Below are 26,704 nucleotides of genomic sequence, written 5' to 3' on the forward strand. Positions count from 1 at the left end.
CCACCGCCTTATGCGGCCAGGGCCTTCTCCACCGATACGCAGGGTGATCGAAGGCTGGCGGCGACCGGTTCGTTCGTGATCTGGCCGCGGTGGACGTTCAGGCCGGCCGCGAGATGGGGATCGCTGCGAATGGCGTCGAGGCCCTTCGCGGCGAGCGCCAGTCCAAACGGGAGCGTGGCATTGTTCAAGGCGTAGCTGGAGGTCAGCGGGACGGCTCCGGGCATGTTTGCGACGCAATAGTGGATCACGCCGTCGACCTCGAAGGTCGGATCGGCATGTGTCGTCGGCCGCGAGGTTTCGAAGCACCCGCCCTGGTCGATCGCGACATCGACGAGAACCGCCCCGCGCTTCATCCGCGAGAGCTGCGTGCGTGACACCAATCGCGGTGCCGCAGCGCCGGGGATGAGGACCGCTCCGATGACCACGTCGGCGGCGACCACCTCCTCTTCGATGGCATGCAGTGTCGAAAACCGCGTGCGGACCCTGCCGCCGAACAACTCGTCGAGCTGCCGCAGCCTTTGCAGCGATCTGTCGATGATGACGACGTCCGCGCCCAATCCGGCGGCCATGCGGGCAGCATGCGTGCCGACGACGCCACCGCCGATCACGACGATGCGGGCCGGCGGAACGCCGGGCACGCCGCCGATCAGGATGCCGCGCCCGCCTGCGTGGCGTTTGAGGGAAACGCCGGCGGCCTCGATCGCGAGCCGTCCGGCGACCTCGCTCATCGGCGCCAGAAGTGGCAACCCGCCAAAGCGGTCTGTCACGGTCTCGTAGGCAATGGCGGTGACGCCGGACTGTACCAGGCCGGCCGTCTGTTTCGGGTCGGGGGCGAGGTGCAGATAGGTGAAAAGAATCTGGCCTTCACGCAGCTGCCCCCACTCCGTCAGCTGCGGTTCCTTGACCTTGACGATCATATCCGCCGAGGCGAACACCTCGGCAGCGTGGCCCACAATCCGCGCTCCGGCTGCTTCATAGGCTGCATCTGGGGCGGAGATACCAGTCCCGGCTCCTGCCTCGATCAACACCTCGTGGCCGGCGGCAACATATTCCCGGGCGGCTTCCGGCGTCAGCCCGACGCGATATTCATGGACCTTGATTTCCTTGGGGACGCCAACGCGCATGATTTCCTCCAACCGGCTTGCGGAATCGATGTGTCGTCTCGATCAGCGTCGAGATTCTACCAGGAAACACCGTATCGCTCCCGGCCCCTGTTCGCGAAGGCCTGCAAAATTGACCGTGATCTTGGGGGACGATTTGAGCGCGACGCGCAGCAGCTTTGGCAGCGACGGCAATTTCACGTCGGGCGTCGGGACCTCGACGCTCGACGGGCTGGGCGTCATCGGGAACGAGTGGCACTCGCCGCGCGAGCACATTCTCATATCGGCCCTGCCGCGCAGGGAAGCGCTGCTGAGGCACATGATCTTGCGCCTGCGCTGACGCCTCAAAATCCGATCGCAGGTCTCGCTGCTGCATGAGGGGCGGCGGCGAGAAGCTTTGTCGTCGGTCCTGCTGCGGATTGCGCCTCAGCGTTCCCAAGGGGGCGGATCGCCGAAGGCGCGGCGAAGGCAATCTGCGAAGGCGCGCAGCTTCGCCGAGGGGCGGCGACCTTCGGGATGGGCCAGGTGAATGAATTCGGTTTCGGGCTGAACGCCGATGTCGACGATGCGCAGACCGCCGCTCCGGATCTCGGCGCTTGCGATGAACAGCGGCAGCAATGCGATGCCCAGACCCGCCAGTGCGGCATCCCGCATCATGTCGCCGTTGTTGACCCGCAGCGCCGGGCGCCCGCGCACGCTGATAGCGCCTTCCGGCCCGCGGAACCGCCAGTCGCCGACGCCGCGGTTCGTGTAGAAGATGCCGTCATGCCCATCGAGCTCGGCCAATGAGCCGGGCGTCCCGCGCCGCGCGAGATAGTCCGGCGACGCGACGAGAGCCCGCCGGCTCGGCGCCAGGGTCCAGGCGACGAGGCGCGAATCCGCGATCGGCCCATGGCGCAGCACGGCATCAAAGCTGTCGGAGCTGGCATCGATACGGCGGTCGTCGAGGTCGAGCGTCAACTCGATCCGGGGATGCCGGGCCAGAAAAGGGTAGATCGCCGGGCCGAGATGCATCCGGCCGAAGGTGACCGGTGCCGAAATCCGCAACGCTCCGACGAGGGCGCCCCGCCGCTCCGCCATATCGGCCGCAGCCTCCTCGACATCACGGGCGATACGGGTGGCGCGGATGAGAAAGGCGGCTCCGTCCTCGGTGAGCGTGAGCCGGCGCGCGCTGCGATGCAGGAGGCTCGCGCCCAGGCCGCGTTCCAGCTCGGCGAGGCGGTCGCTCACCACCGATTTCGACAGGCGCAGCCGGCGGGCCGCCTCGCTCAGAGAGCCGGCCTCCGCGATCGCGACGAAGGTTGCGATGCCGTCGAGCTTCAACATCGTTCGGTTTTTCCGGATCTGAATTTCGCTGATGCGATCCTAATCCGAACGTGAGGCCAATGCTACGTTGCGTCACGCCAACGGGGCTGACAGCGACGGTCGCAGCGACCGCCCTCCCGACAGGCGGGAGATTTGGGATGTTGAAGCTCGCTTTAGCACTTGGAGCGATTGCCATGGCCACCCCGGCGGTCGCTCAGGTTTCCGACTTTCCGGCTTCCTTCAAGACACAGGAGATCGCGACCAACGGCGCGACCATCCATGTTCGTGTCGGCGGCCGGGGCCCGGCGGTGGTGCTGCTGCACGGCTATGGTGAGACCGGCGACATGTGGGCGCCGATGGCGGCCGATCTGGTGCGGGACTACATGGTGGTGGTGCCCGATCTGCGCGGGCTCGGCCTGTCGTCGAAGCCGGCCTCCGGCTTCGACAAGAAGACCCAGGCCGGGGACGTGGCCGGCGTGCTCGACGCGCTCAAGATCGAGCGAGCCGATCTGGTGACGCATGACATTGGCAACATGGTCGGCTTCGCCTTCGCCGCGCAATATCCGCAGCGCGTCGGCCGCTTCGCTCTCATCGACGCACCCGTACCCGGCGTCGGCCCCTGGGAGGAGATCCTCAAGAACCCGCTGCTCTGGCATTTCCGCTTCGGCGGGCCGGACATGGAGCGGCTCGTGGCCGGCCGTGAGCGCATCTATCTCGACCGCTTCTGGAACGAGTTCTCGGCAACGCCGGCGCGCTTCACCGAGGCGTCGCGCGAGCATTACGCCAAGCTCTACGCATTGCCCGGCGCGATGCATTCGGGCTTTGCCCAGTTCGCGGCCTTCGATCAGGACGCGATCGACAACCGCGCTTTTCTGAAGGCCGGCGGCAAGCTCACCATGCCGGTTCTGGCGCTCGGCGGCGAGAAGTCGTTCGGCACGACGATGGCGGTGGTCATGCGGGATGCTGCGACCGACGTGACCGAAGGCGTTATCCCCGATTCCGGTCATTGGATCCTGGAGGAGAACCCCACGGCCACGATCGCCATGGTCCGCCCCTTCCTCGACAAGGGGCGTTGATCCATCCGGGCACGGACGGAGGTCACGGCCGAAAGCGCCCGGCTGTGACCTCCCGAACCTCAGGCCTTTGCCGGCCGAGGGCCGATCCGCTCGCCATGGACGACACGCTCCGGCGCGCCGTGGACCATCGTATAGGCGTAGTCGACGCCCATGCCATAAGCGCCGGAATGCTCCTTCACGAGGGCCATGACCGCGTCATAGCTTTCGCGGCGAGCCCAGTCGCGCTGCCATTCGAGCAGAACCTGCTGCCAGGTCACCGGGACCACCCCGGCCTGCACCATGCGGTCCATGGCGTATTTATGCGCATCGACCGAGGTGCCGCCGGAAGCATCGGCGACCATGTAGATCTCGTAATCGCCTTCCAGCATGGCGCAGAGCGCGAAGGTCGTGTTGCACACCTCGGTCCAGAGGCCGGAGACGACCACTTTCTTGCGGCCATTGGCGGCGAGCGCGTCGCGGACGTTCTGGTCGTCCCAGGAGTTCATCGAGGTGCGCTCGAGGATCTTGTTCTGCGGAAAGACCGCCAGCAATTCGGGATAGGTATGGCCGGAGAAGCTCGTGGTCTCGACCGTGGTGATCGTCGTCGGAATGCCGAAGATCTTCGCGGCCTTGGCCAGGCCCACGACATTGTTCTTCAAGACCTGTCGATCGATCGACTGGACGCCAAAGGCCATCTGCGGCTGCTGGTCGATGAAGATGATCTGGCAATTCTGCGGGGTGAGGACTTCGAGATATTTCGTCATAGGGCTCTCCTGTTCGTGAGTGGTTGAATGGCGCGACCGCATCAGGCCTTCGTTCCTGCAGGGGCATCGGCAGGACGGGCCGGCGGATCGACATGGAGGAAGTGGCGGACGACCGGCCCTTCCTGCCCGGCATGGAAGCGCCTGACGTCCTGCTGGATATCGGCATCGGCCTTCGAGACGCGGCGATGCTGGCGCAGATGCTCGGCCCAGGACGAGACCATGAACCACTCCACGAGCTTCTCGGGGTCGGCCGTGTCCTCGGTGATGCCCCAGCCATAGGCTCCGTCGCGGCGCCGCTCGATCGACAATTCGTTGATCGCCCGCAGGAACACCTCCCGATCGGCAGCCGGCACGCGGTATTCGATCAGGATCAGAACGGGGCCGCGATCATTGCCGACCTCCGCCGCGACGAGCGGTTCTGGCCAATGATTGGAGGGCGCGAGATCGGCCTCGCCCGCGGGCAGCTTGATCCGGTGCATCACGATTCCGGCGACGAGCAATACGGCCGCGCCGATCAGCAAGGTGCCGCGGATGCCGGCTGCTTCCGCGACCGCGCCCCAGCCGAGGCTACCGGCGGTCATCGCGCCGTTGAACACGGTGAGATAGACGGCAAGCGCCCGCCCACGCACCCAGTTCGGCAGAATGGCCTGCGCAACGCCATTCAGCGTCGTCAGCGCCACGATCCAGGCCATCCCGAGTACGAGCAGGATGACGATCGCGAGCCATTGCGGTGGCGACAGCGTCAGCGCGGCCATGACCAACGCTGTGAGCACGGCCGAGAGCAGCAGCAGGCCATCGGCATCGAGACGCTCCCGCAAGCGCGGCAGGATGACGGCACCGCCGATCGCGCCTGCTCCAACCGCGCCGAGCAGGACGCCGTAGAAGCTGGCGCCGCCGCCGAGCAGATTGCGCGCGACCAGCGGCAACAGGGCCCAGACGGCGCTGGCGCAGCCGAAGAAGATCGCCGCGCGCAGCAGCACGCGATGGAGCTCCCGGCTCGCTTTGGCATAGCGCAGCCCGGCCCGGAACGCCCCGGCAAAGCGCTCGCTCAGCGCGTCGTCGGCGCCCACCGGGCGGCGCCACCAGAACAGCGCTCCGATCACCAGCACATAGCTCAGCACGTCGGCGCCATAGGTGAAGCCGGCGCCGAAGGCGGCGAGGATCAAGCCGCCCAGCGCCGGGCCGATGGCGCGCGAGATGTTGATGCCGAGCGAATTCAGCGCCACGGCGCTCTTGAGATCGGCCTTGCCGACGAGTTCGGGCACGATCGCCTGCCAGGTCGGCGCCATCAGCGCCGCGCCGATGCCGCCGAGAAAGGTGAGCCCGACCAGGGCAGGCACGCTGAGCTGGCCGAGGCTCGCCAGCGTCATCAGCGAGAGGCTGACGCAGCCGAGCAGGATCTGGATGGCGATCAGGAATTTGCGGCGGTCGAGGATATCCGAGAGCACGCCGGCCGGGATCGCCAGCAGGAAGATCGGCAGCGTCGCCGCCGCCTGCACCAGCGCCACCGCGGCGGGTGCGCCGGAGAGGTCGGTCACCAGCCAGGCGCTGGCGACGTCGCGCATGAACGAGCCGATATTGCCGATGATCGTCGCCGCCCAGAGGACTGCGAAGACCTTCTGGCGCAGCGGCGCAAAACCGGAGGCCTGAGAGGTGGTGCCGGTCATAACACTGTTTCCTTTTGCCGGCTAAAATCGTCGAGCGCCACGATGATGAAGCCGCCGATCAGGCCGAGATGCTCGAAGAAGGCGTTCATCGCCATCATTCGCCCCTGGCCGGCAGGCATTTCCCAGAAGCGCAGGGCGACGAAGGTTGCAGCCAGCGTGAACATGGCGAGCGCCAGCGCCGCGAGCCAGCGCCAGCGGCCAAGCAGGATGAGCGCGCTCATCGCGAGTTCGAAGACGATAACACCGATCGCGAAAATCGGCGCGGGCGACAGGCCGAAATGGGTCATCTCGGCGATGGCGCCCTCGAAATCGAGGATCTTGGTCACCGGACCCTGGATATAGGCGGCGCAGAGCAGCAGCAGTGCCAGCCAACGCAGGCCGCGCATCGGCTGCGAGTCGTGGTCGTTCGCTGTCATGGTCACACCGCCCAGCAGGCGCAGCCGAGCGCGCCCCAGAAGCTGCGGAGGTCACCGACCGGCAGCTTGCTCGACCAGGCGCTGGCATGGTCGTGGCCATGCACGCCGCAGGAACTGGCGCAGCCGCAATGCGTCATGGCCGCCCGCCGCAGCGAATTCTTGCCGGCGCCATCCGGCTCGCCCCAGGCGCCATAGCCCTTGAACGTCCTGACCGGCGACCAGTCCGGCATCGCCGGCGGTGGTGCGCTCTCGTCGAGCCCGGCGAAGTCCCGCGCGCCATAGACGACCTTGCCGCCGACGATGGTCAGGTCCGCCGAGATATGCGCGATGTCGTCTTCGGGGCAGCCGAAGAAATCGCGATCCGGCACGATCAGATCGGCGAACTGGCCCACAGTGATCCGGCCTTTCTTGCCCTCCTCGTTGGAGAACCAGGTGACGTTCTCCGTCCACATCCTGAGCGCGGTCTCGCGGTCGAGACAGTTGCGCTGCGGCGTGATGCGCAAGCCCCCGACCGTCTTGCCCGTGACCAGCCAGGAGAGCGCGACCCAAGGGTTGTAGGAGGCGACGCGGGTGGCGTCGGTGCCGGCCGAGGTCTTCACCCCCTTCTCCAGCAGGCGCGCCACGGGGGGCGTCGCTTCGGCGGCCGCCGCGCCGTAACGCTCGACGAAATACTCGCCCTGATAGGCCATGCGGTGCTGCACGGCGACGCCGCCGCCGAGCGCGGCAATGCGGTCGATCGAGCGCTCCGAGATCGTCTCGGCATGGTCGAAGAACCAGTTCAGATCCTTGAGAGGGATCTCCTTGTCGACCTTCTCGAACACGTCGAGCGCGCGCGAGATCGTCTCGTCATAGGTCGCGTGCAGGCGCCAGGGCCAGCGGTTCTCGGCGAGGATGCGCACGACGCCTTCGAGATCGCCTTCCATCTCGGGCGGCATGTCGGGCCGGGGCTCGCGGAAATCCTCGAAATCGGCGGCGGAGAAGACCAGCATTTCGCCAGCGCCGTTATGCCGGAAATAGTCGTCGCCCTGCTTGTATGTCGAGGTCTTCGTCCAGTTGAGGAAGTCCTCCTTCTCCTGCTTGGGCTTCTGCGTGAACAGGTTGTAGGCGAGGCGGATCGTAAGCTGGTTCTCGTCAGCGAGCTTCTGGATGACGGCGTAGTCGTCCGGATAGTTCTGGAAGCCGCCGCCGGCATCGATCGCGCCGGTGACGCCGAGCCGGTTGAGCTCGCGCATGAAATGGCGGGTCGAATTAACCTGATAGTCGAAGGGCAGCTTCGGCCCCTTCGCCAGCGTCGCGTAGAGGATGGCGGCGTTCGGGCGCGCCAGCAGCAGCCCGGTTGGATTGCCGTTGGCGTCGCGTGTGATCTCGCCGCCCGGCGGCTGCGGCGTGTCCTTGGTATAGCCGACGGCCCGCAGCGCGGCGCCGTTCAGCAGGGCGCGGTCATAGAGGTGCAGGATGAAGACCGGCGTATCCGGCGCGACGATGTTGAGCTCCTCGATCGTCGGCAGGCGCTTCTCGGCGAACTGGTGCTCGGTGAAGCCGCCGACGACGCGCACCCATTGCGGCGGCGGCGTCACCGCGACCTGGCGCTTGAGCATGCTCATCGCATCGGCCAGCGAGCGCACGCCGTCCCAGCGCAGCTCCATGTTGAAGTTGAGCCCGCCGCGGATGATGTGGAGATGGTTGTCGATCAGCCCGGGCAGGGCGCTGCGGCCCTTCAGGTCGATGATCTTCGTATTCGGCCCGGCATGAGCCATCACGTCGGCTTCGCTGCCGACGGCGAGGAAGGCGCCGTCCTTGACGGCAACTGCATTGGCGATCGGGTTGCTCCGGTCGAGCGTCGTGAAACGGCCGTTGCGGAGGATGAGATCGGCGGTCATGGGAGCGGTTCCTCGCTGCGGAGACTGGGCGGCGGCGGTGCCGAGCAGGCCCGACAGGGCCCCGGCGGCGACACCAAAGGTGGTTTGCCGGCGTGTCGGACTCATGACTCCCGCCTTTCATGGTTTTGATCGCCCGAGGGGCGGGACGGCAGCGTGCCGAAGAGATGTTCGCCGCATTCATGCCGCAGCCAGCCGAGCGTCAGGCCCTGTCCCGAAGCGAGGCGCTTTGCGACCGGAACGATCTGCTCGCCGGCGAGGATGCCCAGCAATCCGATGAGCGCGATCACGGGAGGCGCAGGCGAGCGAACGTTCAGCAGGCCGTAGACGACGCCGACGAGCAGACCGGCGCCCAGCGAGACCAGATAGAGTTTCATCACGTCTTCCTGTCGCGTGGAATGGCAGCGGCCGAGCAAGCTGGCGGCCGCTGCCCGCGGGATCTCAGGCCTCGACGAAGGCCAGCAGATCGGCGTTGAGCGTCCCGGCGTTCACGGTCAGCATGCCGTGGCTGAAGCCGGGATAGGTCTTCAGCGTGCCGTGCCTCAAATGCTTGATCGATTCATGCGCGGAGTCGGCGATCGGCACGATCTGGTCGTCCTCGCCATGGAGGACCAGCGTCGGCACGCCGATCGTCTTCAGATCCTCGGTCTGGTCGGTTTCGGAGAACGCCTTGATGCCGTCGTAATGGGCCTTGGCGCTGCCCATCATGCCCTGGCGCCACCAGTTCCAGATGACGCCCTGATCGACCTTCGCGCCCGGCCGGTTGAAGCCGTAGAAGGGGCCGGTCGGCACATCGAGGAAAAACTGGGCGCGGTTGCCGGCCAGGGCCTGGCGGAAGCCGTCGAAGACTTCCAGCGGCAATCCCCCGGGATTTGTCTCGGTCTTGAGCATCAGCGGCGGCACGGCGCTGACGAGGACTGCCTTGGCCACGCGCCCCGACGGCTCGCCGTGCCTGGCGACATAGCGCGCCACCTCGCCGCCACCGGTCGAGTGGCCGATATGGACGGCGTTCCGCAGATCCAAAGCCTCGGCAACGGCGAAGGCATCCGCGGCATAGTGGTCCATGTCGTGTCCGTCCGAGACCTGGGCGGAACGACCATGCCCGCGCCGGTCATGCGCGACGACGCGATATCCCTTCGACAGGAAGAACAGCATCTGCCCGTCCCAGTCATCCGAAGACAGAGGCCAGCCATGGTGGAAGACGATCGGACGGGCGTCCCGCGGGCCCCAATCCTTGAAGAAGATATCGACCCCGTCGCGCGTCGTCACGAATGGCATGGCAAGCTTCCTTCTCTAAAGTGGTCCGCGGGCCCGTCAGGTCGGGCATCGTCCGGGGCCGGTTGCGAAAGCGCGGGCATCCGCGCGCTGGTCGCCGCCTGGAGCGGCGAACGAATATGTGGCCTTGCCTGCCCGACGACCGGTATGGGAAACCCGGAACATCCGAACTCTGGCGGAACCTAGGGGGCGGGCGGCGCGAAATCCATTAGTTACCTGAGAGATACCGGTAGTCAGAGCAAAGCGCATGACCAGTTCGAATGATTCCGCAGACGAACACTGTCTGGCCGACGGCTTCCTGAAGTTCTTCTCGCAGGAATGGATGAGCCACATCGTGTTTTCACTGGCTCGTCACGGGCCCCTGCGTTTCGGAGCTCTGAGACGGCAACTCCCGCCGCGGATTTCGGCGCGGGTTCTCTCCGCCCGGCTGAAGGCTCTCGAGGCCGCCGGCTATGTCGAGCGCCACGATCTCAGCGGCCGGGTGTTGCATGTCGAGTACTCTCTCACGGCTTCGGGGCGCGCCGTCGACGTCGCGCTCGCGGGGAGCGAGCAACTGCTATCCGGCGGTGCGCGCCAGGAGCCGCGCTAACAAAATCTGAGCGGGTCTGGGCGTCGGCAATTCGTCCGTTCCGCCTGCGGCGTCGGACCGCCTTGCCGATATCTGGGTCATACATCTGCGACGGTCGAACACATCGACTGCGCCGCCTTCACGAGCCCAGGCCTGCTTCCGCTCGGCGGGCTTGGGCTGGGCTCGAGGGCTTCTGGATCGGACTGATCGTCAAGCTGCTGCGCGGGAACGGTTATCGCGACTCTCGCAGCGCGATACAGATCGTTCGAACTGGGAGCTGACGAGAAAAGGCAGGCTGCGTTGTCAGGGCGTGCCCGCTTCCCGACGGGGCGCCAGAGCCAGCTTCCGGCGCCACCACCACGGCCCGCGTCTTCGATCGCGGGCCGTCAATTCGATCGATTTCAGACGTCCGCGCGGAAGTCGAAGCAGCGGAACGGGGCGATCGCTTCGGCATCGACCACGGCACCGATTCCGGGATCGGTCGGGACGGAGAGGCGGCCGTTCACCACGGCTTTCTCCGGCGGGTTGGCAAGGACCTGAACGTAGTCGTTCGCGTCCGGGAAATAGGGATAGGTTTCCAGCGGCATGCCGATGGCGGAGGCGGCCCAGACCTGTATCGTCGCGGCCGTGCAGAGCGAGCTCGCGCAGTTATGCGGCGAGACGCGGGCGTTGTAGCTCTCGGCCATCGCGGCGATCTGGACGGCCTCGAAGATGCCGCCGCAATTGCCGACATCGGGCATGACGATGTCGACGCCGCCGGTCTCCAGCAGATTGCGGAAGCCCTGCCGGGTATAGACGCGCTCGCCGGCTGCGATCGGGATCGGCCAGCGCCCAGCGAGATGGCGCAGGCCCTGCAGGTTGAAGGGGTCGAGCGGTTCCTCGACCCAGGTCACGTCGAGTTCGGTGCAGACATCCATGAAGCGAATCAACTGGTCGTTGTTGAGACCGCCGCTCAGGTCGAACATCAGGCCGATATCGGGCCCGACGACCTTCCTGAGATTGCGTACGCGGTCGATCGCGCGCTTGAACTCCTCCGTGCTCAGAGCGCGGCGCTGAACATGCCGCAGCGTCCCTTCCTTCTGGCGCGTCGCGAGCGGATAGCATTTCAGGATGGTGTAGCCGTCCTTCAACGGACGTTCCGCGGCCTTGGCCCACTCCATGGCGTCGTCATGGGCGCTGTTCCAGCCATTGGCATAAACCTCGAGCGAGGTTTCGAACTTCGCGCCGAAGAGCTCATAGACGGGAATGCCGAGGGATTGTGCCTTGATGTCCCACAAAGCCTGATCGATGGCGCTGAGCGCTGCGAAGACGATGGCGCCGCCTCCCTTGGTCCAGAACGAATTGTCGTAGATCTCGTGCCAGATGTTGCGCGGATAAGTGGCGTCAGCGCCGACGACCTTGTGCGCGAGGTCGCTGAGCATGCCCGCTGCGGCATTCGCTCCGATGCCATAGGCCACGGCAGCCTCGCCATAACCCTTGAGCCCGTCCTTGGTCGAAAGCTCGACCAGCACGGGGTGAAGCCCGCCGCCCCGGATGTTGAAGACCCGCATATTGTCGATCGTGAGCAAGGGAATGTCCTTTCCGCTTGAGGCAAAGGTGTCCCGTCAGCGCCTTCGCATAGGGCGCCGCGGGCCTTCCGCCGAATGTGAAATCGTCAGTGAGTGAGGATGCGTTTCAGGAACAGCGCGAGCCGCTCCGACGAAGGCGAATGGAAGAGTCGCTCGGGCGGCCCGATCTCAGCAATGGCGCCCTGATCCATGAACACCATCCGGTCGGCGACCTTCTGCGCGAATCCCATCTCATGGGTGACGCAGACCATCGTCATGCCCGATGCCGCCAGTTCGATCATCGTGTCGAGAACTTCCGAGATCATCTCCGGGTCTAGGGCCGAAGTCGGCTCGTCGAAGAGCATGATCCGCGGCTGCATGCACAAAGCGCGGGCGATTGCCGCGCGCTGCTGCTGCCCGCCCGAGAGCTGTGAGGGGTATTTATGGGCGTGCTCGGCGATGTGGACGCGCCGCAGATAGTCCATGCTGCGCTCCTCGGCATCGCCTCTCGACACGCCGCGCGCCTCCATCGGCGCAAGCATGCAGTTCTCCTTGATGGTGAGATGGGGGAACAGGTTGAACGACTGGAAGACCATGCCGACCTCCCGCCGCACCTGCGACAGGGTCTTCGGCCCCAGTTCGACGCCTTCCACGCTGATCTGGCCGCCCTGGTGCTGCTCCAGCCCGTTGATGCAGCGGATCAGGGTCGACTTGCCGGAACCGGACGGGCCGCAGATCACGACCTTCTCGCCCTTGTCGATGGTCAGGGACACGTCCTTGAGGACATGCATGGCACCAAACCACTTGTTCAGCCCGTCGAGAGCGATGACCGCCTCGCGGCCGGCGGCCCCTGCCGTGATTTCAGCCTGCATGGTCCACCATCGCGAGCACACGCTCGCCCTCGCTCAGGACATGGTGTTCGCTGTGGCCGGCCGCGGCCTCGCCGTCTCCGGCGAGGATCGCGTCGACGATCGGCGAATGATGGGCGATGGCGACCGAGAGGTTCGGCGCCGAGGCATAGGTCGAGTTGATGAACAGCCGGATCTGCTGCTCAACCATCAGATACTGATCGAGCAGGCGGCGATTGCCCGAAAGCTCGACGATGGTCCGGTGGAGCGAAAAATCGGAGTCGACGGCGACGGCGACATCGGCTCGCTCGCAAGCGGCGAAGAACGCATCCCGGACGCCGGCCAGCCGTGCCCGGCCATCGTCGTTCATCCGCTCGGCTGCCAGCCGCGCGGCCAGCCGTTCGAGACTGCTGCGCAGCGTGTAGATCTCCCAGAGATCCTGTCGATCGATGGTGGCGACCGCCCAGCCCGTATAGGGGGTCAGGACCACGAGACGATCGCGGCTGAGTTGATGCAACGCGGTCCGGACCGTGCCGCGCGAGACGGCGAACTGATCGGCCAACGCGGCTTCCGTCAGCCGCTCGCCGGGCTTCAGGTCTCCGGCGAGAATGGATTCCTTCAGCGCCTCCGTCGCCAGTTGCTCTGCGGGCTGTCGCTTGAGGGCGGTCAGGCTCATTGGGTGCGTGCTTTCCTTGAATTCAAGCGAGCAGATCATGCCGCGGCCAGATCATAGAGATCGCGCCGCCCCTTGGCGAAGCGGCGTTCCAGCGCGCGCTGGACAAAGCCGTATGCGATCGCCAGCAGCAGGTACCAGATCGCGACCACCGCGATGACCTCGAAATATTTGAAGTTCGCGCTGAACAGGTTCGTGCCGGTCGCGAAAATCTCCGGGATGGCGATCGTGAACAGAAGCGAGGTGTTCTTGAGCAGGTTGACCGCCTGGTTCCCCGTCGGCGGAATGGCGATGCGGATCGCCTGAGGCAGGATGACCTTCATCATCATCGAGCGATAGCTCAGGCTCAGCACCTGCGAGGCCTCGCGCTGCCCCCGATCGACCGACTGGATGCCCGACCGGACGATCTCGGTCATGTAGGCGCCTTCATTGACGCCGAGCGCGATGATGCCGGCGGCATAGGCGGAAAGATTGATCGCGCCGCCGGTGAGCGCCGGCAGTCCGTTGTACCAGAACACGATCTGAACCAGCACCGGAATGCCGCGTATGGTGGTGACGTAGAGCCGCACGAGCCTTTGCAGCAGCGGCACGGGCGAGTTCAGGACGATGCCGCCCACCGTGCCGATCAGGACGCCGATCACCATGGCCGTCGCGGCCACGGCGATCACGATGGCGACAGGCTCGAAGAAGCGCGTAGAGAACAGCAGGCTCAGGAAATAGTCGAGATCGAAGCGCATCCTCGCCTTCCTTGTTTCGGGGCGTTGCGCCTCAGTTCACCTTGCGGACGTCGCCGTCAGCGAGGTTCCAGCGCTTCAGGATGTCGTCATAGGCGCCGGTGCTCATGGCCGCCTTGACCGCCGCCGCGACCGCGTCCTGCGTGGCGCTGTCGCCCTTGCGGATGACGATGCCGTTGCGGTTGCGCTCGGTATTGGGCCCCTTGCCGCTCAGCACGGGGCTGGCCTCGACGAAGTCCTTCGGGCGCTGCTGGATCAGATAGGCCGCGACGGGCCAATCGACATAGGCCACGTTGACCGTGCCCTTGGCGACTTCGTTCAGCGCCTCGCTCTGGTTGCTGAAGACCTTGAGCGTCATCGGCTTGCCGGCCGGGCAATCGCCCTTGACCTTGTCGAGCGCCGCCATCTGCGTGGAGCCCGCAACGATGCTCGCGGCATGGCCGCAAACGTCGCTCTCGGTCCGGAACTTCAGGCCGCTGTCCTTCTGCGTGACGAGACGCAGGCCACCGACGAAGACGGGAACGAAATCGAACATCTCCTTGCGTGGCTCGGTGATGCCGATCTGCGAGGCGATGACGTCGAACTTCCTGGCGATCAGTCCGGGAAACAGCCCCTGGAAGGTGACGTTCACGATCCTGGTCTTGAGGCACATCTTCTCGGCGACCGCCGCGATGAATTCTGGATCGAAGCCCGAGGGCTTGTCATCGTTCATGAAGCCCATTGGCGGAGCCGTCAGCGAGGTCCCGACCGTGAGGTAGCCGGCCTCAACGAGATTGGGTGGGGCAGACAGGCATTCAGCCTGGGACGGCGTGGCAGCGAGACCAAGAGCGGTGCCGCCGATAGCGAGGATCGCCTTCAAAATTGTCGAGCGCATCACGAAATATCCCCTCCACTTATGCCATGGTCGATTGCTGACAATCGACCATGGCATAATGCGCCGGCTGCATGCCTTGTCAACCCGGCGAACGGGACCGGCAGATCGCTGCGCCAAAGGCCGATGATGCCGTAGTGGCGGTCGAGGGCCCTTCGCGCGGTTGGAATCGCCGATGGCCTGTGTTCGGGCAGCGCAGACCCACAGCGTGACGGAACAGCGATTTCCGTCTGAAGCTCGGTGGTGGCTGCGGAAATTCTCTCGTGGGTCGGCCGTGCAGAGACCGGGACCTGCATCTGTCGGACCGGCTTCAGGTCAAGAAGCCGGTGGCCGGTCCCGTTATCCGCATCTCTGTGTCCCAAACGACGACATGCGGATCGAAATCCCGGCTGGCAAGCCTCGGTGGGTGATGACCGCTGCTTGCCGGGCCGAGCGAAGGAGGTTGATGCTCTCTACGACGATGCAGGCTGCGCCACCGGCAGCTTCCATGTGCCGTTCAGGTACGCGGCACGGGGTCGGTAGAGCCGGAATGTGTAGTTCCACCCCTCCGTGATCGGCAGGCAGTTCGCGATCTTGCCGTCGCAGCCGCCGAACTGGATGTCGATCGCTCCGTCAGCGCTCTTCGTGCCGGTGATGCTGTTGACCGAATAGGCGTCGTAATCGTTCTTCTGGAAGAAGCCCTTGTCGTTATAGACGCTGATCGACCAGAACGCGTCGACGGGAACATCCTTGAGCCTGAGCTTGTAGACCGTCTTGCCGTCGTTCTTGGCCGGGGTCACCGAGGGGTAGGATGCGTCCTTGTCCGGGTTGCCGCCCCAGCCGGACGCGGTGCCGAGCAGGTGCTTGACCGGATCGACCTTCCCCTTCGGGCCGAAAGCGTTGCTGAAATCGCCTGATGCAGCGGAGAGCGTTTCCAGCGCCTCGCGGATCTTCTTCTGCTGAGCCAGGTCCCAATTCGGGGCCTCGAACTTGCCGACCGACTTCTGCTGCACCTTCAGCGCATCCTGCAATGCGTGAACCTGCGCGAGGTCCTTGCTGTCGTTGGGATCGACAAGGATGCGAACCGCAACGAACACATAGCGGGTGCCGACCTTGTCCCGGGTGAGCGTCGTGCGGCCCGGCTTGTAGACCACCATCGGGGTGTAGTGATCTTCGCTGATGACCTGCATCGAGACGAAGCGCTTGCCGGCGTCTGGAAGGGTGATGGTCACCGGGCCGGCGTCGAGATCGAAGATCGCCTGGGAATAGAGCGTATCCCGGTTCATCCGGACCACGGGCTGCTTGTCGATCGGCGTCGGCGTCCTGTTATGGACGAACTTGCCGAGAGCGCCCGCATCGACCGTCTTGGCCATATAGAAATCGGACTCGGCTCGCTTGAAGTTGTCGACATTGACCGCAACCGGCTGGGCGAACGCCACGCACGGCGCGAGAACGAGGAAACTTAGGCTGGAGAGCAGCGTCATGCGCATCGAACGGTACCTCATTGGTGTCTTTGATCCATGTGCTCGTCGTTACTGCGCCGACAGCGCAGCCGCTTCCGCGGCGCATTCGGATACCGGGAGCGGCCGCTTCGCCTTCGCCGCCTTCACTTCTGCCTTCGCGGCCTTGAGATCGGCGAGGAAGGCCGGGTCGGTTTGCAGTCGTGCAACGGTCGCCGCGCCCATGATCCGGCCTGCATCGACATCGCTCTGCCAATGCGCGTCGCAGATCACGCGGCTCTGCCCGAACTCGATGCCACGCTTGAGCAGCGCATCCGCGTGCTCGGGGCTGATTTGCGCGAGGACGAGGGCCCAGCCCCAGCCGGCAGCCGTGTGCCCCGACGGATAGGAGCCGTCATTCCGCAGAATGGCCTCCTGATCCGCCCGGCAGGTCGCTTCGTTGTGAACCACGAAGGGGCGGACCCGGTTGTACTTGTTCTTCACGCCATAGGTGGAGAGGCCGAAATCCGACAGCACCTTCTGCATCATCGCGGAGAGGCGCGGCGTCTGCCGGCTGTCGATCTTCACGCCCAGTGCGCAGGAGAAGTTGTCGGCAGCCTGCGGAAAGGCGAGGTCTGCATCGGTACGGGCGAGGTTCCAGCGCGCGGTGTTTCGCAAGGGAAGCGTCGCCTTTCGCGCTTCCTCGTCCCGGGCGAGCGCAGCCGAGCCTGCTTCTGGAGGCGGGCCGAGCAGGACCAGGCTGTTCGGCAGATCGGATCGCTTCAGATAGCCGGGCGCGATCTTGAAATGCGGGTCGGTGACCTCTGGCCGGGCTTCGCCCGCCTGGGCCAGGGCCTGCCCGCAGAGCGCGACGAGCAGTGCAAGCGTGGTAGCCCCAGCGCTCCGAAGCGCAGTCCCTGTCATCGACATTCCCATCCCTTTCGACATCGCCGAACTCATCAAGGCCCCGGTCAGAATCGGTACGTTGCCGCGACCACAGGCCCGTGCTGCGTCACGTCGTATGAAAAGCTGCCGCTGCGATAATCGACATGAAGCGCGCGATAGCCGGCTTTCAGCGTCAGGTTCTCGCTCCACGCGTAGTTGACGCTGCCCAATGCCTGCCAGGTCAGGCGCGAGCCGGCGCTGAAGCCGCCGATGTCGCCCGCCACCGTCAGGCTCCACGGACCGTCGAGCTTCACGCCGAGCCGGGCGCCGAGAATCGGGTCGGCCCACATCTGCGATTGACGGTGGTCGATGCGAAGATTGGCGAGGCCGGGCAGGATTTCGAGCTTGGTGTCGAGGTTCCAGAACCGGACGCCAGCCCCCACATCCAGCGCAAGAACGGTGTCTTCATAGACGCGATAGAAGACCGAGCCCTGCAGGGTCGTAGTCTGCGAGCGCAGCTTCAGCGCGGAAAAGAAGGGGCCGGGCAGATTGCCACCCGTCGTCACCTGCGAGAACTGCCCGTCGACCAGGACGCTCCAGCGCTCGATGCGCATCTCGGCGGACGCCATCATCGCGCCGTTCAACTCCTTGAGCACGTCGCGGAAGCGCAGATTGATATCCGCGGGCGGCAGTGGCGGCAGCGTCGCGCTCCTGCCGTCGATCGCGGTCGCCCAGATGTAGCTGGTAACCGAGAAGCTCGGCGCCGATGCGAGGACAGGCCCTGGTGGCGCGGCGGGCTGCCGGAGATCGGACGCCAAAACGGGTCCGCACAACGCAGCCGACAGCCAACCGATGGCAAGATTGCGCGCCGTTGCGCCTGACATTGCTGCTTGTCCCCTGCCTAGCCTGCCTAACGGCATCTGCGCGAGCGCTTCGGCTCGCTGCAGCACGTGATCGCGGCCCGATGGGCCGGCGAATGTCGTCACGAGCATCTCGTGCATGGGCGGCCTGTCCGTCTTGCCATTTCGCGACAATCGCGACCGGTTGTGCTCCCTCCCCATGGGGCGGCGCACCAAATTGCTGAATCGTCAGTTCACCGCGGCGCGACAGAACCAGTGTTGCAGCGCCAACTGCGCCTATGTCGGAAACAGGAACGTCAACCCCACACGGGGGCCCCAGCCATGCGGCCCGTTCTTTGGCGCGGCCGCCCAATAGCGCACGCCTGCGGTGAGACTCACCGGCTGCTCGCCAAATTTCATAAGCTTCGAAACCTGGACGTTAATGGGCACCGACCATCGTTCAGCCTTCCAGTCATAGGTGCTCTCGGTATTGAGCGTGAACGTCCAGGCGTCCGATGTCCTGTAGGCGATGAAGGGCTGCAGGTAGGTCACGCTGATGTCGGACCTGTCTCCCCGCCCCGCAACGGACCAGATGTGGTTTGCAAGTGCGCCGATCGTCCATGCCCCTTCCTGCTTCAGAACGACGGCAGTCAGACCCATCCCGAACTTGCCGCCTCCGAGCAGATCGTCGGTCGCCGTCGGCAGCAGGAAGACAGGACCCGCGCCCCAGATGATCCCACCGGCGGTCGGCTGCGTCGGGGAAATGAAAAAGCTCTGCGTGATGTCGCCAAGGCCGGATTGGTAGCCGGAGGGCCCTGCTATGTCGTGCTGCCAGATGACGGGGACGATGGTCCGGGAAATGATGTTCCAGTCCGCGTTCAACGAGAATGGGATGACCGGTTGGATGTCGAGCGTTTTCCGGTCGCCACGGTTCGGTCCGAAGCCTCGGTCGTAGTTGAATTGGAAAGGCACGCTGATGAGCGACGACACGGGATTGCTGAGCTTTTTAGCCAGCTCAGCATTCGCATCCTGCGCCAGTGCAGCACCGGTACCAGTCAAGTCGATGCCCTGCCCAAGGAGTGCGAAGGCCGAGAGCACAGCCAGTTGGTCAATTCTCGACAGCATTCAAAAACTCCTCAATCTGCAATCTCAGAGGCCATCCGCAGATGGTCGAGCAATTCAATGGTGATCACGAGGTGGGATCTGGAGGTTTGCGGTGACGCTCACTTGATGAATTAGAACTAAAACGTACGAAAGCCCGGGATTTCCGAATAAGAAGGCCGCGTTGCTGAATCTCCGTGAGGCGGAAGTTTCCAGAAATGGACGCTCCATGCGACGGATCATCTTCGGCTCAGCCGACATGCTCTATTTTGAATACTTGGTGCATATGCGGGTTGTCGGTCTTGCCATTTCACGCCACCCGCAAATGGCTATTCTGCACTCCTCAGGCGATTCAGGGGCCTGCCTGAGGACGTGCAGATCCTGTGATGACGGTGGACCTGATGGCTGACATCCCGTTGACGCGCGGCCAGTTTCTGCTGCCCTTCGTCAGCATCCTGGACGATATCGGCGCGCCGACGGAAACTCTCCTGGAGAGGTCGCGGCTGCCATCGTCCCTGGCCGAGAAGAGCGAGCTCTACCTGCCGCTCCTGCCGGCCTTGCGCTTCGTCGAGACCGCCCAGAGAAGCCAGGGTATCGAGGATTTCGGCTTCCTCGCAGCCCGGCGCCTGCAATTCTCGCATATGCGGGAAAAGACGCGGGCCTTCATCGCGCATTCACCGACGCTGCTCGTCGCGCTCCGGCACGCCTGCCGCGAGGCGTCAGGAGAAGACACCATCCTGAGCATGTGGATCGAACATGACACGGATCACGTGCGGGTCTGCAGCAGGCTCACCGGGCCATGGCCCCTGCAGCTGAAACACGCGCAGTGGATCCAGAACATCTTCTCGGTCTACATCGTCCGGCAATTCGCAGGGTCCGACTGGATGCCGGCGGCGATCGGCTTTGAATCGTCTTATGGGCCAAGCCCTGCGACGCGATCCTGCTGGCCGAATGTGCGGTTTTTATCGGGCCAGCATGCCGCTTGGATCAGAGTACCGACCATGCTGCTCGGCCTCCCAAACCGTTCGGCCGCCTCGTTTGCGCCGCCACCCGACAATGAGGACGGCCCGTCCGCCTACAATATCGTCGATCTTCTCAAGCTGATGCTTCCGGCCTATCTCGACGAGGGAACAACCGCTCTTGCCGACGTCGCCGAGATCGCGGGTATCAGCATCCGGACGCTTCAGCGCAGGCTCGCCCATCTCGGTCTCTCCTATTCGGACCTCCTCGACACCGTCAGATACGAAAATGCGAGCAAGCTGCTGCGCGACACCGATTGCAGGATCATCGACGTCGCTTTTTCCTCCGGTTACACGGATCCGGCGCATTTCAGCCGCGCCTTCAGGAGGATGGCCGGCGTCACACCGCGTCAGTTTCGCGAGCAGTCGCGGCTCGGCTGAAGGTGGGTGAATGCGGCTTTCGGGAAAAGCCGATACGAAAACAATGGTGCGCAGCATCGGGCTGAATACGATATTCAGGTCGATGCTGTGGCGCTTTGCCGGCCCCTTCGGGCTCTCATCCATTTTCTCCCGCCAGACGAGGTCGATATGATCGGTTTCCGCATCCTGAAGCGTGAGCGTGCCGTGAGCGCCGAGGTCGTCGCGCGTTTCCGTTCGCTGCCCGTGGCCAATGTCAGCGATTCGATGTCGCGCATGACGGCGGGTGGGCCGCGGCTGCGCCCGATGCACAAGGGCGGGATGCTGGCCGGGCCGGCGCTCACCGTGAAGACGCGCCCGGGCGACAATCTGATGATCCACCGGGCGATCGACCTGGCGGCGCCGGGCGACGTCGTCGTGGTCGATGGCGGCGGCGATCTCACCAACGCCCTGATCGGCGAGCTGATGGCGGCCTATGCGCAGACGCGCGGCATTGCCGGCATGGTGCTCTACGGCGCGATCCGCGATGCGGGCTGGATCGCCGCCCATGACTTCCCGGTCTACGCCGCCGGAATCACCCATCGCGGCCCCTATAGGGACGGCCCCGGCGAGATCAACGTGCCGATCGCGCTCGACGGCATGGTGATCGAACCCGGCGATCTGGTCATCGGCGACGAGGACGGTCTGCTCTGCGTGCCCTACGACGAGACGGAGACGATCTTCGCTGCCGCGCAGGCCAAGCAGCAGGTCGAGCAGAAGCAGAGGCGCGCGATCGAGGAGCGCCGCTACGATCGGAGCTGGGTCGAGGAGACGTTGAAGCGGCTTGGCTGCGAGACACAAGGCTGATCCCGGCGCGCGGCCTTCACCGCCGATCCGGCCGGAATGGCCCGCGCTGGCCCGCGAGGCCGCGCTCGAGCCGGATCTGCCGACGTCGCTTCCCGGCCCGCGCGATCATCATCCAATAGTCAAACAATATGACTATTCCTCCGCCTCTGCGCCTGTGCCATAAGGAGGAACAACAAGCCGTATCAAGCGGCGTGGCTCACCCAAGGAGGATCATGATGAAGCTCAAGGGCATTTTGATCGCGTCTGCGATTGCGGGCGCCATGTCGGCCAATGCGCAGGCCAAGGACCTGACCGTCGGCTTCTCGCAGATCGGCTCGGAATCGGGCTGGCGCGCAGCTGAAACCACGGTTTCCAAATCGGAGGCCAAGCGGCGCAACGTCACCCTCAAGATCGCCGACGCCCAGCAGAAGCAGGAGAACCAGATTAAGGCGATCCGGTCCTTCATCGCCCAGGGCGTCGATGCCGTGTTCCTCGCCCCGGTGGTGTCGACAGGCTGGGACAGCGTGCTGAAGGAGGCCAAGGAGGCCAAGATTCCGGTCGTTCTGCTTGATCGCGACATCGATCCCGCCGGCAAGGACCTCTATCTCACGGCCGTCACCTCCGACAGCGTGCATGAGGGCAAGGTCGCCGGCGATTGGCTGGTGAAGACCGTCGGATCCAAGCCCTGCAACGTCGTCGAACTCCAGGGCACGGTCGGCGCCAGCGTCGCGACGAACCGCAAGAAGGGCTTCGAGAACGGCATCGCCGGTCAGGCCAACATCAAGCTCGTCCGCAGCCAGACTGGTGACTTCACCCGTGCCAAGGGCAAGGAGGTGATGGAGAGCTTCATCAAGGCCGAAGGCGGCGGCAAGTCGATCTGCGCCGTCTACGCGCATAATGACGACATGATGGTCGGTGCCATTCAGGCGATGAAGGAAGCCGGCCTGAAGCCCGGCAAGGACATCCTGACCGTCTCGATCGACGCCGTGCCGGACATCTTCAAGGCGATGGCGGCGGGCGAGGCCAACGCCACGGTCGAGCTGACGCCGAACATGGCCGGGCCCGCCCTCGACGCGCTCGTCGCCTACAAGGCCAAGGGCACCGTGCCGCCGAAATGGATCCAGACGGAATCGAAGCTTTACACGGCTTCCGACAATCCCAAGGCGATCTACGACAGCAAGAAGGGTCTCGGCTACTGAGCCGAAGTAGCGGCGCGCCGGTCTCGAGCCGGCGCGTCGTCATCCCCTTCTGCCTCGGCGCTTGCGGCTTTCAGCGTGGCATGCCCCGGCGGAAAGCGGCCGTCCTCCCGTTGCGCAAAGCCGTTTCATGGACCAGCCTCAAGCATCTCCTCTCCTGACCGCCACCGGCTTCTGCAAGTCCTTCGCCGGCTTCGTCGCGCTCGACCATGTCGATTTCACCCTGCATGCGGGCGAGATTCATGCCTTGCTGGGCGAGAACGGGGCAGGCAAATCCACGCTGATCAAGACGATGACCGGCGTGGTGCAGCGCGATGCGGGCAGCCTGACGCTGAACGGCGAGGAGATCGCGCCCCGTTCGGCGAAGGAGGCCGCGAAGGCGGGCATCGCCACCGTCTATCAGGAGGTCAATCTCGCGCCCAACCTCTCCGTTGCCCAGAACCTCTTCCTGGGGCGCCAGCCGACCCGTCTCGGCTTCGTCCGCGAAGGTGAGATGCGGCGGCGCGCGCGGGCGCTCATGGCCGAGTTCGGCCTCGATATCGACGTGTCGCTCCCGCTTGAGCGCTATTCGGTCGCGGTCCAGCATATCGTCGCGATCGCGCGAGCGGTGGACCTCTCGGCGCGCGTGCTGATCCTCGACGAGCCGACCGCGAGTCTCGACGCCCATGAGGTCGAGGTGCTGTTCGCCGTCATGCGCCAGCTCCGGGCGCGCGGCATCGGCATCGTCTTCGTTACCCATTTCCTCGATCAGGTCTATGCCATCTGCGACCGGATCACGGTGCTGCGCAACGGCCGGCTCGCCGGAACGGCTGCTGTCGCCGAGATGCCGCGCATGGACCTCGTCACCATGATGCTCGGACACGAGCTCAGCGAGGCAACCCATGTGCGCCCGCCCCATCGCGACGGCGGGGAGACCCTTGCGATCTTCTCCGGCTTCGGCAAGGCCGGCTATGTCGAGCCTTTCGACCTCACCTTGCAAAAGGGCCGCGTCGTCGGGCTGGCCGGCCTGCTCGGCTCGGGCCGTACCGAAACGGCCCGCCTCGTCTTCGGTGCCGAGCGCGCCGATCATGGCTCGGCGACGGTCGCCGGCCGTCAGGTCGGGCTCGCGAGCCCGGGCGAGGCGCTGCGGCTGGGCTTCGGCTATTGTCCGGAGGAGCGCAAGACCGAGGGCATCGTCGCCGAACTGAGCGTGCGCGAGAACATCGTCCTGGCGCTGCAGGCCCGGCGCGGCGTGTTGAAGCCGCTGTCGCGCCGCGAGCAGGATGCGATCGCGCGCCGCTTCATCGAATTGCTCGACATCCGCCCGCCCGACCCCGAACGTCCGATCGGCCTGTTGTCGGGCGGCAACCAGCAGAAGGCCCTGCTCGCCCGCTGGCTCGCGACGGAGCCACGCCTGCTGATCCTCGATGAGCCGACGCGCGGCATCGATGTCGGCGCCCATGCCGAGATCATCCAGCTCATCCGCAAGCTCTGTGCCGAGGGCATGGCGCTATTGATCGTCTCCTCGGAACTCGAGGAGATCGTGACCTATGCCGACGAGGTGATCGTGCTGCGTGACCGGGCCCATGTCGCGCGCCTGACGGGCGACGCGCTCAGCGTCTCCGGCATCCTGGGCGCGATCGCCGCCGACGCATCGCAGGCAGCCTGATGAGCGCCATGCCCTTCCGTCTGCCCCGTATCGGCACGTCGCAGGTCGCGGCGCTGCTGGCCATCCTCGCGCTAAACTGGCTGGTCTCGCCGCAATTCTTCGAGATCCGCCTGCAGGATGGCCGGCTGTTCGGGAGCCTGATCGACGTGCTGAACCGCGGCGCGCCGGTGGCGCTCCTGTCGCTCGGCATGGTCCTGGTCGTCGCCATGCGCGGCATCGATCTCTCGGTGGGGGCCGTGATGGCCATCGCGGGGGCCATCGCAGCCAGCCTCGCGGACAGCCATTCGCTGCCTGTGGTGTTGGCCGCGGCCCTGGGAGCCGGCCTTCTGTGCGGGCTGTGGAACGGCATCCTCGTGGCGGTGTTCGGCATCCAGCCCATCGTCGCGACGCTGATCCTGATGGTGGCGGGGCGCGGCATCGCCCAGCTGATCACCGAGGGGCGCATCGTCACCTTCACCTCGCCGTCGCTCGCCTGGTTCGGCGGCGGCTCGGTGCTGGGCCTGCCGCCGCCCGTGGTCCTGACTCTGGCGATGCTGGTGCTGACGCTCGTCATCGTGCGCGGCACCGCGCTCGGGCTGCTGATCGAAGCAACCGGCGCGAATGCCAAGGCGAGCGCTCTGGCGGGCGTCGGCACGCGATTGATCACCGTCGCGACCTATGTCTGGTGCGGCCTCTGCGCCGCGCTGGCCGGCGTCGTCGCCGCGGCCGACATCCTCGGCGCCGACGCCAACAATGCCGGGCTCTGGCTCGAGCTCGACGCCATCCTCGCGGTCGTGATCGGGGGCACCTCGCTGCTCGGCGGCCGCTTCAGCCTGGTGCTGGCGGTGGTCGGCGCGTTGATCATCCAGGCGATGAACACCGGCATCCTGCTGTCGGGCTTCCCGCCGGAGACGAACCTGATCGTCAAGGCGATGGTGGTGCTTGCCGTGCTGCTGGCGCAGTCGCCGCGGCTGTCGGGCCTGGCCATGTTTCTGCGCGGGAAAAGCCGATGATCCGCTTCATGCCGCTTGCCGCCACCACGGTCGTCTTCCTCCTCGGCTTCCTCGCCTGCGCGATCGCCTTTCCGAATTTCGCCTCGCTCCGGGTGGTGATGGACCTCCTGACCGACAATGCCTTTCTCGGCATCGTCGCGGTCGGTATGACCTTCGTGATCATCTCGGGCGGGATCGATCTTTCGGTCGGCGCGGTGATCGGCTTCACGACCGTGTTCCTGGCCCTGGCGATCGAGCGTGCCGGCATCCCGCCTGTGGCGGCCTTCGCGCTGATCCTCGTCATCTGCGCGCTGTATGGCGCCCTGATGGGGGCTGCGATCCAGTATTTCGAGCTGCCGGCTTTCATCGTGACCCTGGCGGGCATGTTCCTGGCACGCGGCGCGAGCTTCCTGCTCTCGACCGAGTCGATCCCGATCAACGCGCCGCTCTATGCCGATCTCGCGGACAACGCCTTGCGCCTGGGTGGGGGAGCGCGCCTCACCGTCCCGGCGATGATCATGCTGGCGGTGGTGCTCGCCGGCGCGGCGCTGCTGCATTTCACGCGCTTCGGCGCCAATGTCTACGCGCTGGGCGGCAGCCGCGGCTCGGCGGCGCTGATGGGCATCGATGCCGGCCGCACCACGGTCGCGATCTACACGCTCTCCAGCGTTCTCGCCGGTGTCGCCGGCATCGTCTTCTCGCTCTACACCTCGAGTGGCTATTCGCTCTCGGCGGTCGGGGTCGAGCTCGACGCGATCGCGGCGGCGGTGATTGGCGGCACGCTCCTGTCGGGCGGCTACGGTTTCGTCTTCGGCACCTTCGTCGGAGTGCTGATCCAGGGCCTGATCCAGACCTACATCACCTTCGACGGCACGCTTTCGAGCTGGTGGGCGAAGATCGCGACCGGCCTCCTGCTGTTCGCCTTCATCGCGTTCCAGCAGGCGACGCTCCATGTGGCGCGGCGCCGGCGCCCTGCCGGGGTCACCTCGCCATGAACCCGCTCCTCGTCATTCCCGCCAGGCGCGGGCATTCCAACCATGCCGAGGTGGCGCGCACCATCGGCATCGACATCATCGCAGGGCGCTACCCGGAAGGGACCAAGATCCCCGGCGATGCCGAGCTGATCCTGCGCTTCCGCGTTTCGCGCCCGGTCCTGCGGGAGAGCGTCAAGACGCTGGTCGCCAAGGGGCTGCTCAGCACCAAAGCCAGGATCGGCACGGTGGTGCGCGAGCGCGCCGCCTGGAACATGTTCGACGCCGATGTGCTGGCCTGGCATCTCGACGGCGGCATCGACAAGCGCTTCCTGCGTGACCTCGCCGATATCCGTCTGGCGGTGGAGCCGCGCGCCGCCGCGCTCGCCGCCGAGCGTCGGACCGAGGCCGACCTCGCGCTGATGGCCGCTGCGATCGACAGGATGCGGATCGAATCGGCACGGGAGGCGCCCGGCTTCGCCGAGGCGGATCTCAGCCTGCACCTGCTCGTTGCCAATGCCTCCGGCAATCCGTTCATGCGCTCCATCGGTGCGGTCGTCGAGGCGGCCTTGCGGGCGTCCTTCCTTTTGAGCGCGCCGGTCGACGAGAGCGAGTACGAGATTTCCGTGGCGGCGCATGGGCGCATCGTCGAGGCGATCGCCGCCCGCGACGCCGATGCGGCCGCCGCGGCGATGACCGGTGTGATCTTCGACGGTTTGCGCCGTCACGGCGCAGCCGAATGAATACGCAGACAGCACGACCCGCGCGCCCCGG

Annotated in this window: 27 protein-coding genes; 10 read left to right on the forward strand and 17 right to left on the reverse strand. The window is 65.5% G+C overall.

Annotated elements, in window-relative coordinates; translation table 11 throughout:
- Positions 1 to 8: 8 nt before the first annotated feature.
- Positions 9 to 1,124 carry an alanine dehydrogenase gene (gene ald, locus IED13_RS22725; RefSeq protein WP_191125549.1) on the reverse strand — a complete coding sequence of 372 codons (1,116 nt, stop codon included), beginning with the start codon at positions 1,122 to 1,124 and terminating at the stop codon, positions 9 to 11.
- A 133-nt stretch (positions 1,125 to 1,257) separates the two neighbouring features.
- On the opposite strand from ald, the gene IED13_RS22730 reads away from it, so the two are divergent.
- Positions 1,258 to 1,440: a hypothetical protein gene (locus tag IED13_RS22730; RefSeq protein WP_191125550.1), complete on the forward strand. Its 183-nt coding sequence runs from the start codon at positions 1,258 to 1,260 to the stop codon at positions 1,438 to 1,440.
- A gap of 86 nt (positions 1,441 to 1,526) precedes the next feature.
- Here IED13_RS22730 and IED13_RS22735 read toward each other — a convergent pair whose 3' ends face one another.
- Positions 1,527 to 2,426 carry a LysR family transcriptional regulator gene (locus IED13_RS22735; protein WP_191125551.1) on the reverse strand — a complete coding sequence of 300 codons (900 nt, stop codon included), beginning with the start codon at positions 2,424 to 2,426 and terminating at the stop codon, positions 1,527 to 1,529.
- A 137-nt stretch (positions 2,427 to 2,563) separates the two neighbouring features.
- On the opposite strand from IED13_RS22735, the gene IED13_RS22740 reads away from it, so the two are divergent.
- On the forward strand, positions 2,564 to 3,481 hold the full coding sequence (locus tag IED13_RS22740; protein ID WP_191125552.1) for an alpha/beta fold hydrolase: 918 nt from the start codon (positions 2,564 to 2,566) through the stop codon (positions 3,479 to 3,481).
- Between the two features lie 59 nt (positions 3,482 to 3,540).
- Here the strand turns inward: IED13_RS22740 and IED13_RS22745 are convergent, their stop codons facing one another.
- The 6 genes from IED13_RS22745 to IED13_RS22770 all read right to left on the reverse strand — a co-directional run bounded on the left by IED13_RS22745 (position 3,541) and on the right by IED13_RS22770 (position 9,462).
- Positions 3,541 to 4,224, reverse strand: a complete 684-nt coding sequence (locus tag IED13_RS22745; protein WP_191125553.1) for a hydrolase — start codon at positions 4,222 to 4,224, stop codon at positions 3,541 to 3,543.
- A gap of 41 nt (positions 4,225 to 4,265) precedes the next feature.
- Positions 4,266 to 5,891: an MFS transporter gene (locus IED13_RS22750; RefSeq protein WP_191125554.1), complete on the reverse strand. Its 1,626-nt coding sequence runs from the start codon at positions 5,889 to 5,891 to the stop codon at positions 4,266 to 4,268.
- Positions 5,888 to 6,307 (reverse strand): DoxX family protein, encoded by a 420-nt coding sequence (locus IED13_RS22755; RefSeq protein ID WP_191125555.1) that lies wholly within the window; start codon positions 6,305 to 6,307, stop codon positions 5,888 to 5,890. The genes IED13_RS22750 and IED13_RS22755 overlap by 4 nt, the downstream gene beginning before the upstream one ends.
- 2 nt (positions 6,308 to 6,309) lie before the next feature.
- Positions 6,310 to 8,292 (reverse strand): amidohydrolase, encoded by a 1,983-nt coding sequence (locus IED13_RS22760; protein ID WP_404801907.1) that lies wholly within the window; start codon positions 8,290 to 8,292, stop codon positions 6,310 to 6,312.
- Complete coding sequence (locus tag IED13_RS22765) at positions 8,289 to 8,561, reverse strand: XapX domain-containing protein (protein WP_038367164.1); 273 nt, start codon at positions 8,559 to 8,561, stop codon at positions 8,289 to 8,291. The genes IED13_RS22760 and IED13_RS22765 overlap by 4 nt, the downstream gene beginning before the upstream one ends.
- A gap of 64 nt (positions 8,562 to 8,625) precedes the next feature.
- A complete protein-coding gene (locus tag IED13_RS22770; RefSeq protein WP_191125557.1) occupies positions 8,626 to 9,462 on the reverse strand; it encodes an alpha/beta fold hydrolase in 837 nt (278 codons plus the stop codon).
- Positions 9,463 to 9,706: 244 nt separating this feature from the next.
- Between IED13_RS22770 and IED13_RS22775 the strand changes: the two genes are divergently transcribed.
- Positions 9,707 to 10,048 (forward strand): winged helix-turn-helix transcriptional regulator, encoded by a 342-nt coding sequence (locus IED13_RS22775; protein ID WP_051988418.1) that lies wholly within the window; start codon positions 9,707 to 9,709, stop codon positions 10,046 to 10,048.
- A 380-nt stretch (positions 10,049 to 10,428) separates the two neighbouring features.
- On the opposite strand, the gene IED13_RS22780 is transcribed toward IED13_RS22775, so the two are convergent.
- The 9 genes from IED13_RS22780 to IED13_RS22820 form a co-directional block, all read right to left on the reverse strand.
- The gene (locus tag IED13_RS22780) at positions 10,429 to 11,595 is read right to left on the reverse strand and encodes a mandelate racemase/muconate lactonizing enzyme family protein (protein WP_248312723.1); all 1,167 of its coding nucleotides are present in this window, start codon (positions 11,593 to 11,595) and stop codon (positions 10,429 to 10,431) included.
- An 86-nt stretch (positions 11,596 to 11,681) separates the two neighbouring features.
- On the reverse strand, positions 11,682 to 12,446 hold the full coding sequence (locus IED13_RS22785; RefSeq protein ID WP_191125558.1) for an amino acid ABC transporter ATP-binding protein: 765 nt from the start codon (positions 12,444 to 12,446) through the stop codon (positions 11,682 to 11,684).
- Positions 12,436 to 13,098, reverse strand: a complete 663-nt coding sequence (locus tag IED13_RS22790) for a GntR family transcriptional regulator (RefSeq protein ID WP_038367297.1) — start codon at positions 13,096 to 13,098, stop codon at positions 12,436 to 12,438. The genes IED13_RS22785 and IED13_RS22790 overlap by 11 nt, the downstream gene beginning before the upstream one ends.
- A 35-nt stretch (positions 13,099 to 13,133) precedes the next feature.
- Positions 13,134 to 13,832: an amino acid ABC transporter permease gene (locus tag IED13_RS22795; RefSeq protein WP_051988420.1), complete on the reverse strand. Its 699-nt coding sequence runs from the start codon at positions 13,830 to 13,832 to the stop codon at positions 13,134 to 13,136.
- Between the two features lie 31 nt (positions 13,833 to 13,863).
- Positions 13,864 to 14,703 carry a transporter substrate-binding domain-containing protein gene (locus IED13_RS22800; protein ID WP_162720016.1) on the reverse strand — a complete coding sequence of 280 codons (840 nt, stop codon included), beginning with the start codon at positions 14,701 to 14,703 and terminating at the stop codon, positions 13,864 to 13,866.
- Positions 14,704 to 15,152: 449 nt separating this feature from the next.
- Positions 15,153 to 16,184 carry a DUF1254 domain-containing protein gene (locus tag IED13_RS22805; RefSeq protein ID WP_248312724.1) on the reverse strand — a complete coding sequence of 344 codons (1,032 nt, stop codon included), beginning with the start codon at positions 16,182 to 16,184 and terminating at the stop codon, positions 15,153 to 15,155.
- Between the two features lie 27 nt (positions 16,185 to 16,211).
- Positions 16,212 to 17,042, reverse strand: a complete 831-nt coding sequence (locus IED13_RS22810) for an acid phosphatase (protein ID WP_038367304.1) — start codon at positions 17,040 to 17,042, stop codon at positions 16,212 to 16,214.
- A 47-nt stretch (positions 17,043 to 17,089) separates the two neighbouring features.
- Entirely contained in the window at positions 17,090 to 18,004 is a 915-nt protein-coding gene (locus IED13_RS22815) for an outer membrane protein (protein WP_191125559.1), read from the reverse strand.
- A 135-nt stretch (positions 18,005 to 18,139) separates the two neighbouring features.
- Positions 18,140 to 18,967, reverse strand: a complete 828-nt coding sequence (locus IED13_RS22820; protein ID WP_112762584.1) for a transporter — start codon at positions 18,965 to 18,967, stop codon at positions 18,140 to 18,142.
- Between the two features lie 377 nt (positions 18,968 to 19,344).
- Between IED13_RS22820 and IED13_RS22825 the strand changes: the two genes are divergently transcribed.
- From IED13_RS22825 to IED13_RS22855, 7 genes are all read left to right on the forward strand, one after another.
- Positions 19,345 to 20,343, forward strand: coding sequence for a helix-turn-helix transcriptional regulator (locus IED13_RS22825; RefSeq protein ID WP_191125560.1), 999 nt, complete (start codon positions 19,345 to 19,347; stop codon positions 20,341 to 20,343).
- Between the two features lie 147 nt (positions 20,344 to 20,490).
- Positions 20,491 to 21,165 (forward strand): RraA family protein, encoded by a 675-nt coding sequence (locus IED13_RS22830; RefSeq protein WP_142023298.1) that lies wholly within the window; start codon positions 20,491 to 20,493, stop codon positions 21,163 to 21,165.
- A 215-nt stretch (positions 21,166 to 21,380) separates the two neighbouring features.
- Positions 21,381 to 22,343 (forward strand): galactofuranose ABC transporter, galactofuranose-binding protein YtfQ, encoded by a 963-nt coding sequence (gene ytfQ, locus IED13_RS22835; RefSeq protein ID WP_113251885.1) that lies wholly within the window; start codon positions 21,381 to 21,383, stop codon positions 22,341 to 22,343.
- 127 nt (positions 22,344 to 22,470) lie between these two features.
- Positions 22,471 to 23,988, forward strand: coding sequence for a sugar ABC transporter ATP-binding protein (locus IED13_RS22840; RefSeq protein WP_191125561.1), 1,518 nt, complete (start codon positions 22,471 to 22,473; stop codon positions 23,986 to 23,988).
- 8 nt (positions 23,989 to 23,996) lie between these two features.
- Complete coding sequence (locus IED13_RS22845; RefSeq protein WP_191125581.1) at positions 23,997 to 24,980, forward strand: ABC transporter permease; 984 nt, start codon at positions 23,997 to 23,999, stop codon at positions 24,978 to 24,980.
- A complete protein-coding gene (yjfF, locus tag IED13_RS22850) occupies positions 24,977 to 25,954 on the forward strand; it encodes a galactofuranose ABC transporter, permease protein YjfF (protein ID WP_191125562.1) in 978 nt (325 codons plus the stop codon). Before IED13_RS22845 ends, yjfF begins: the two co-directional genes overlap by 4 nt.
- Positions 25,951 to 26,673: a FadR/GntR family transcriptional regulator gene (locus IED13_RS22855; protein ID WP_038367182.1), complete on the forward strand. Its 723-nt coding sequence runs from the start codon at positions 25,951 to 25,953 to the stop codon at positions 26,671 to 26,673. Before yjfF ends, IED13_RS22855 begins: the two co-directional genes overlap by 4 nt.
- Positions 26,674 to 26,704 lie beyond the last annotated feature (31 nt).

It is taken from the genome of Allobosea spartocytisi, from assembly GCF_014764685.1.
Classification (GTDB): Bacteria; Pseudomonadota; Alphaproteobacteria; order Rhizobiales; family Beijerinckiaceae; genus Allobosea; species Allobosea spartocytisi.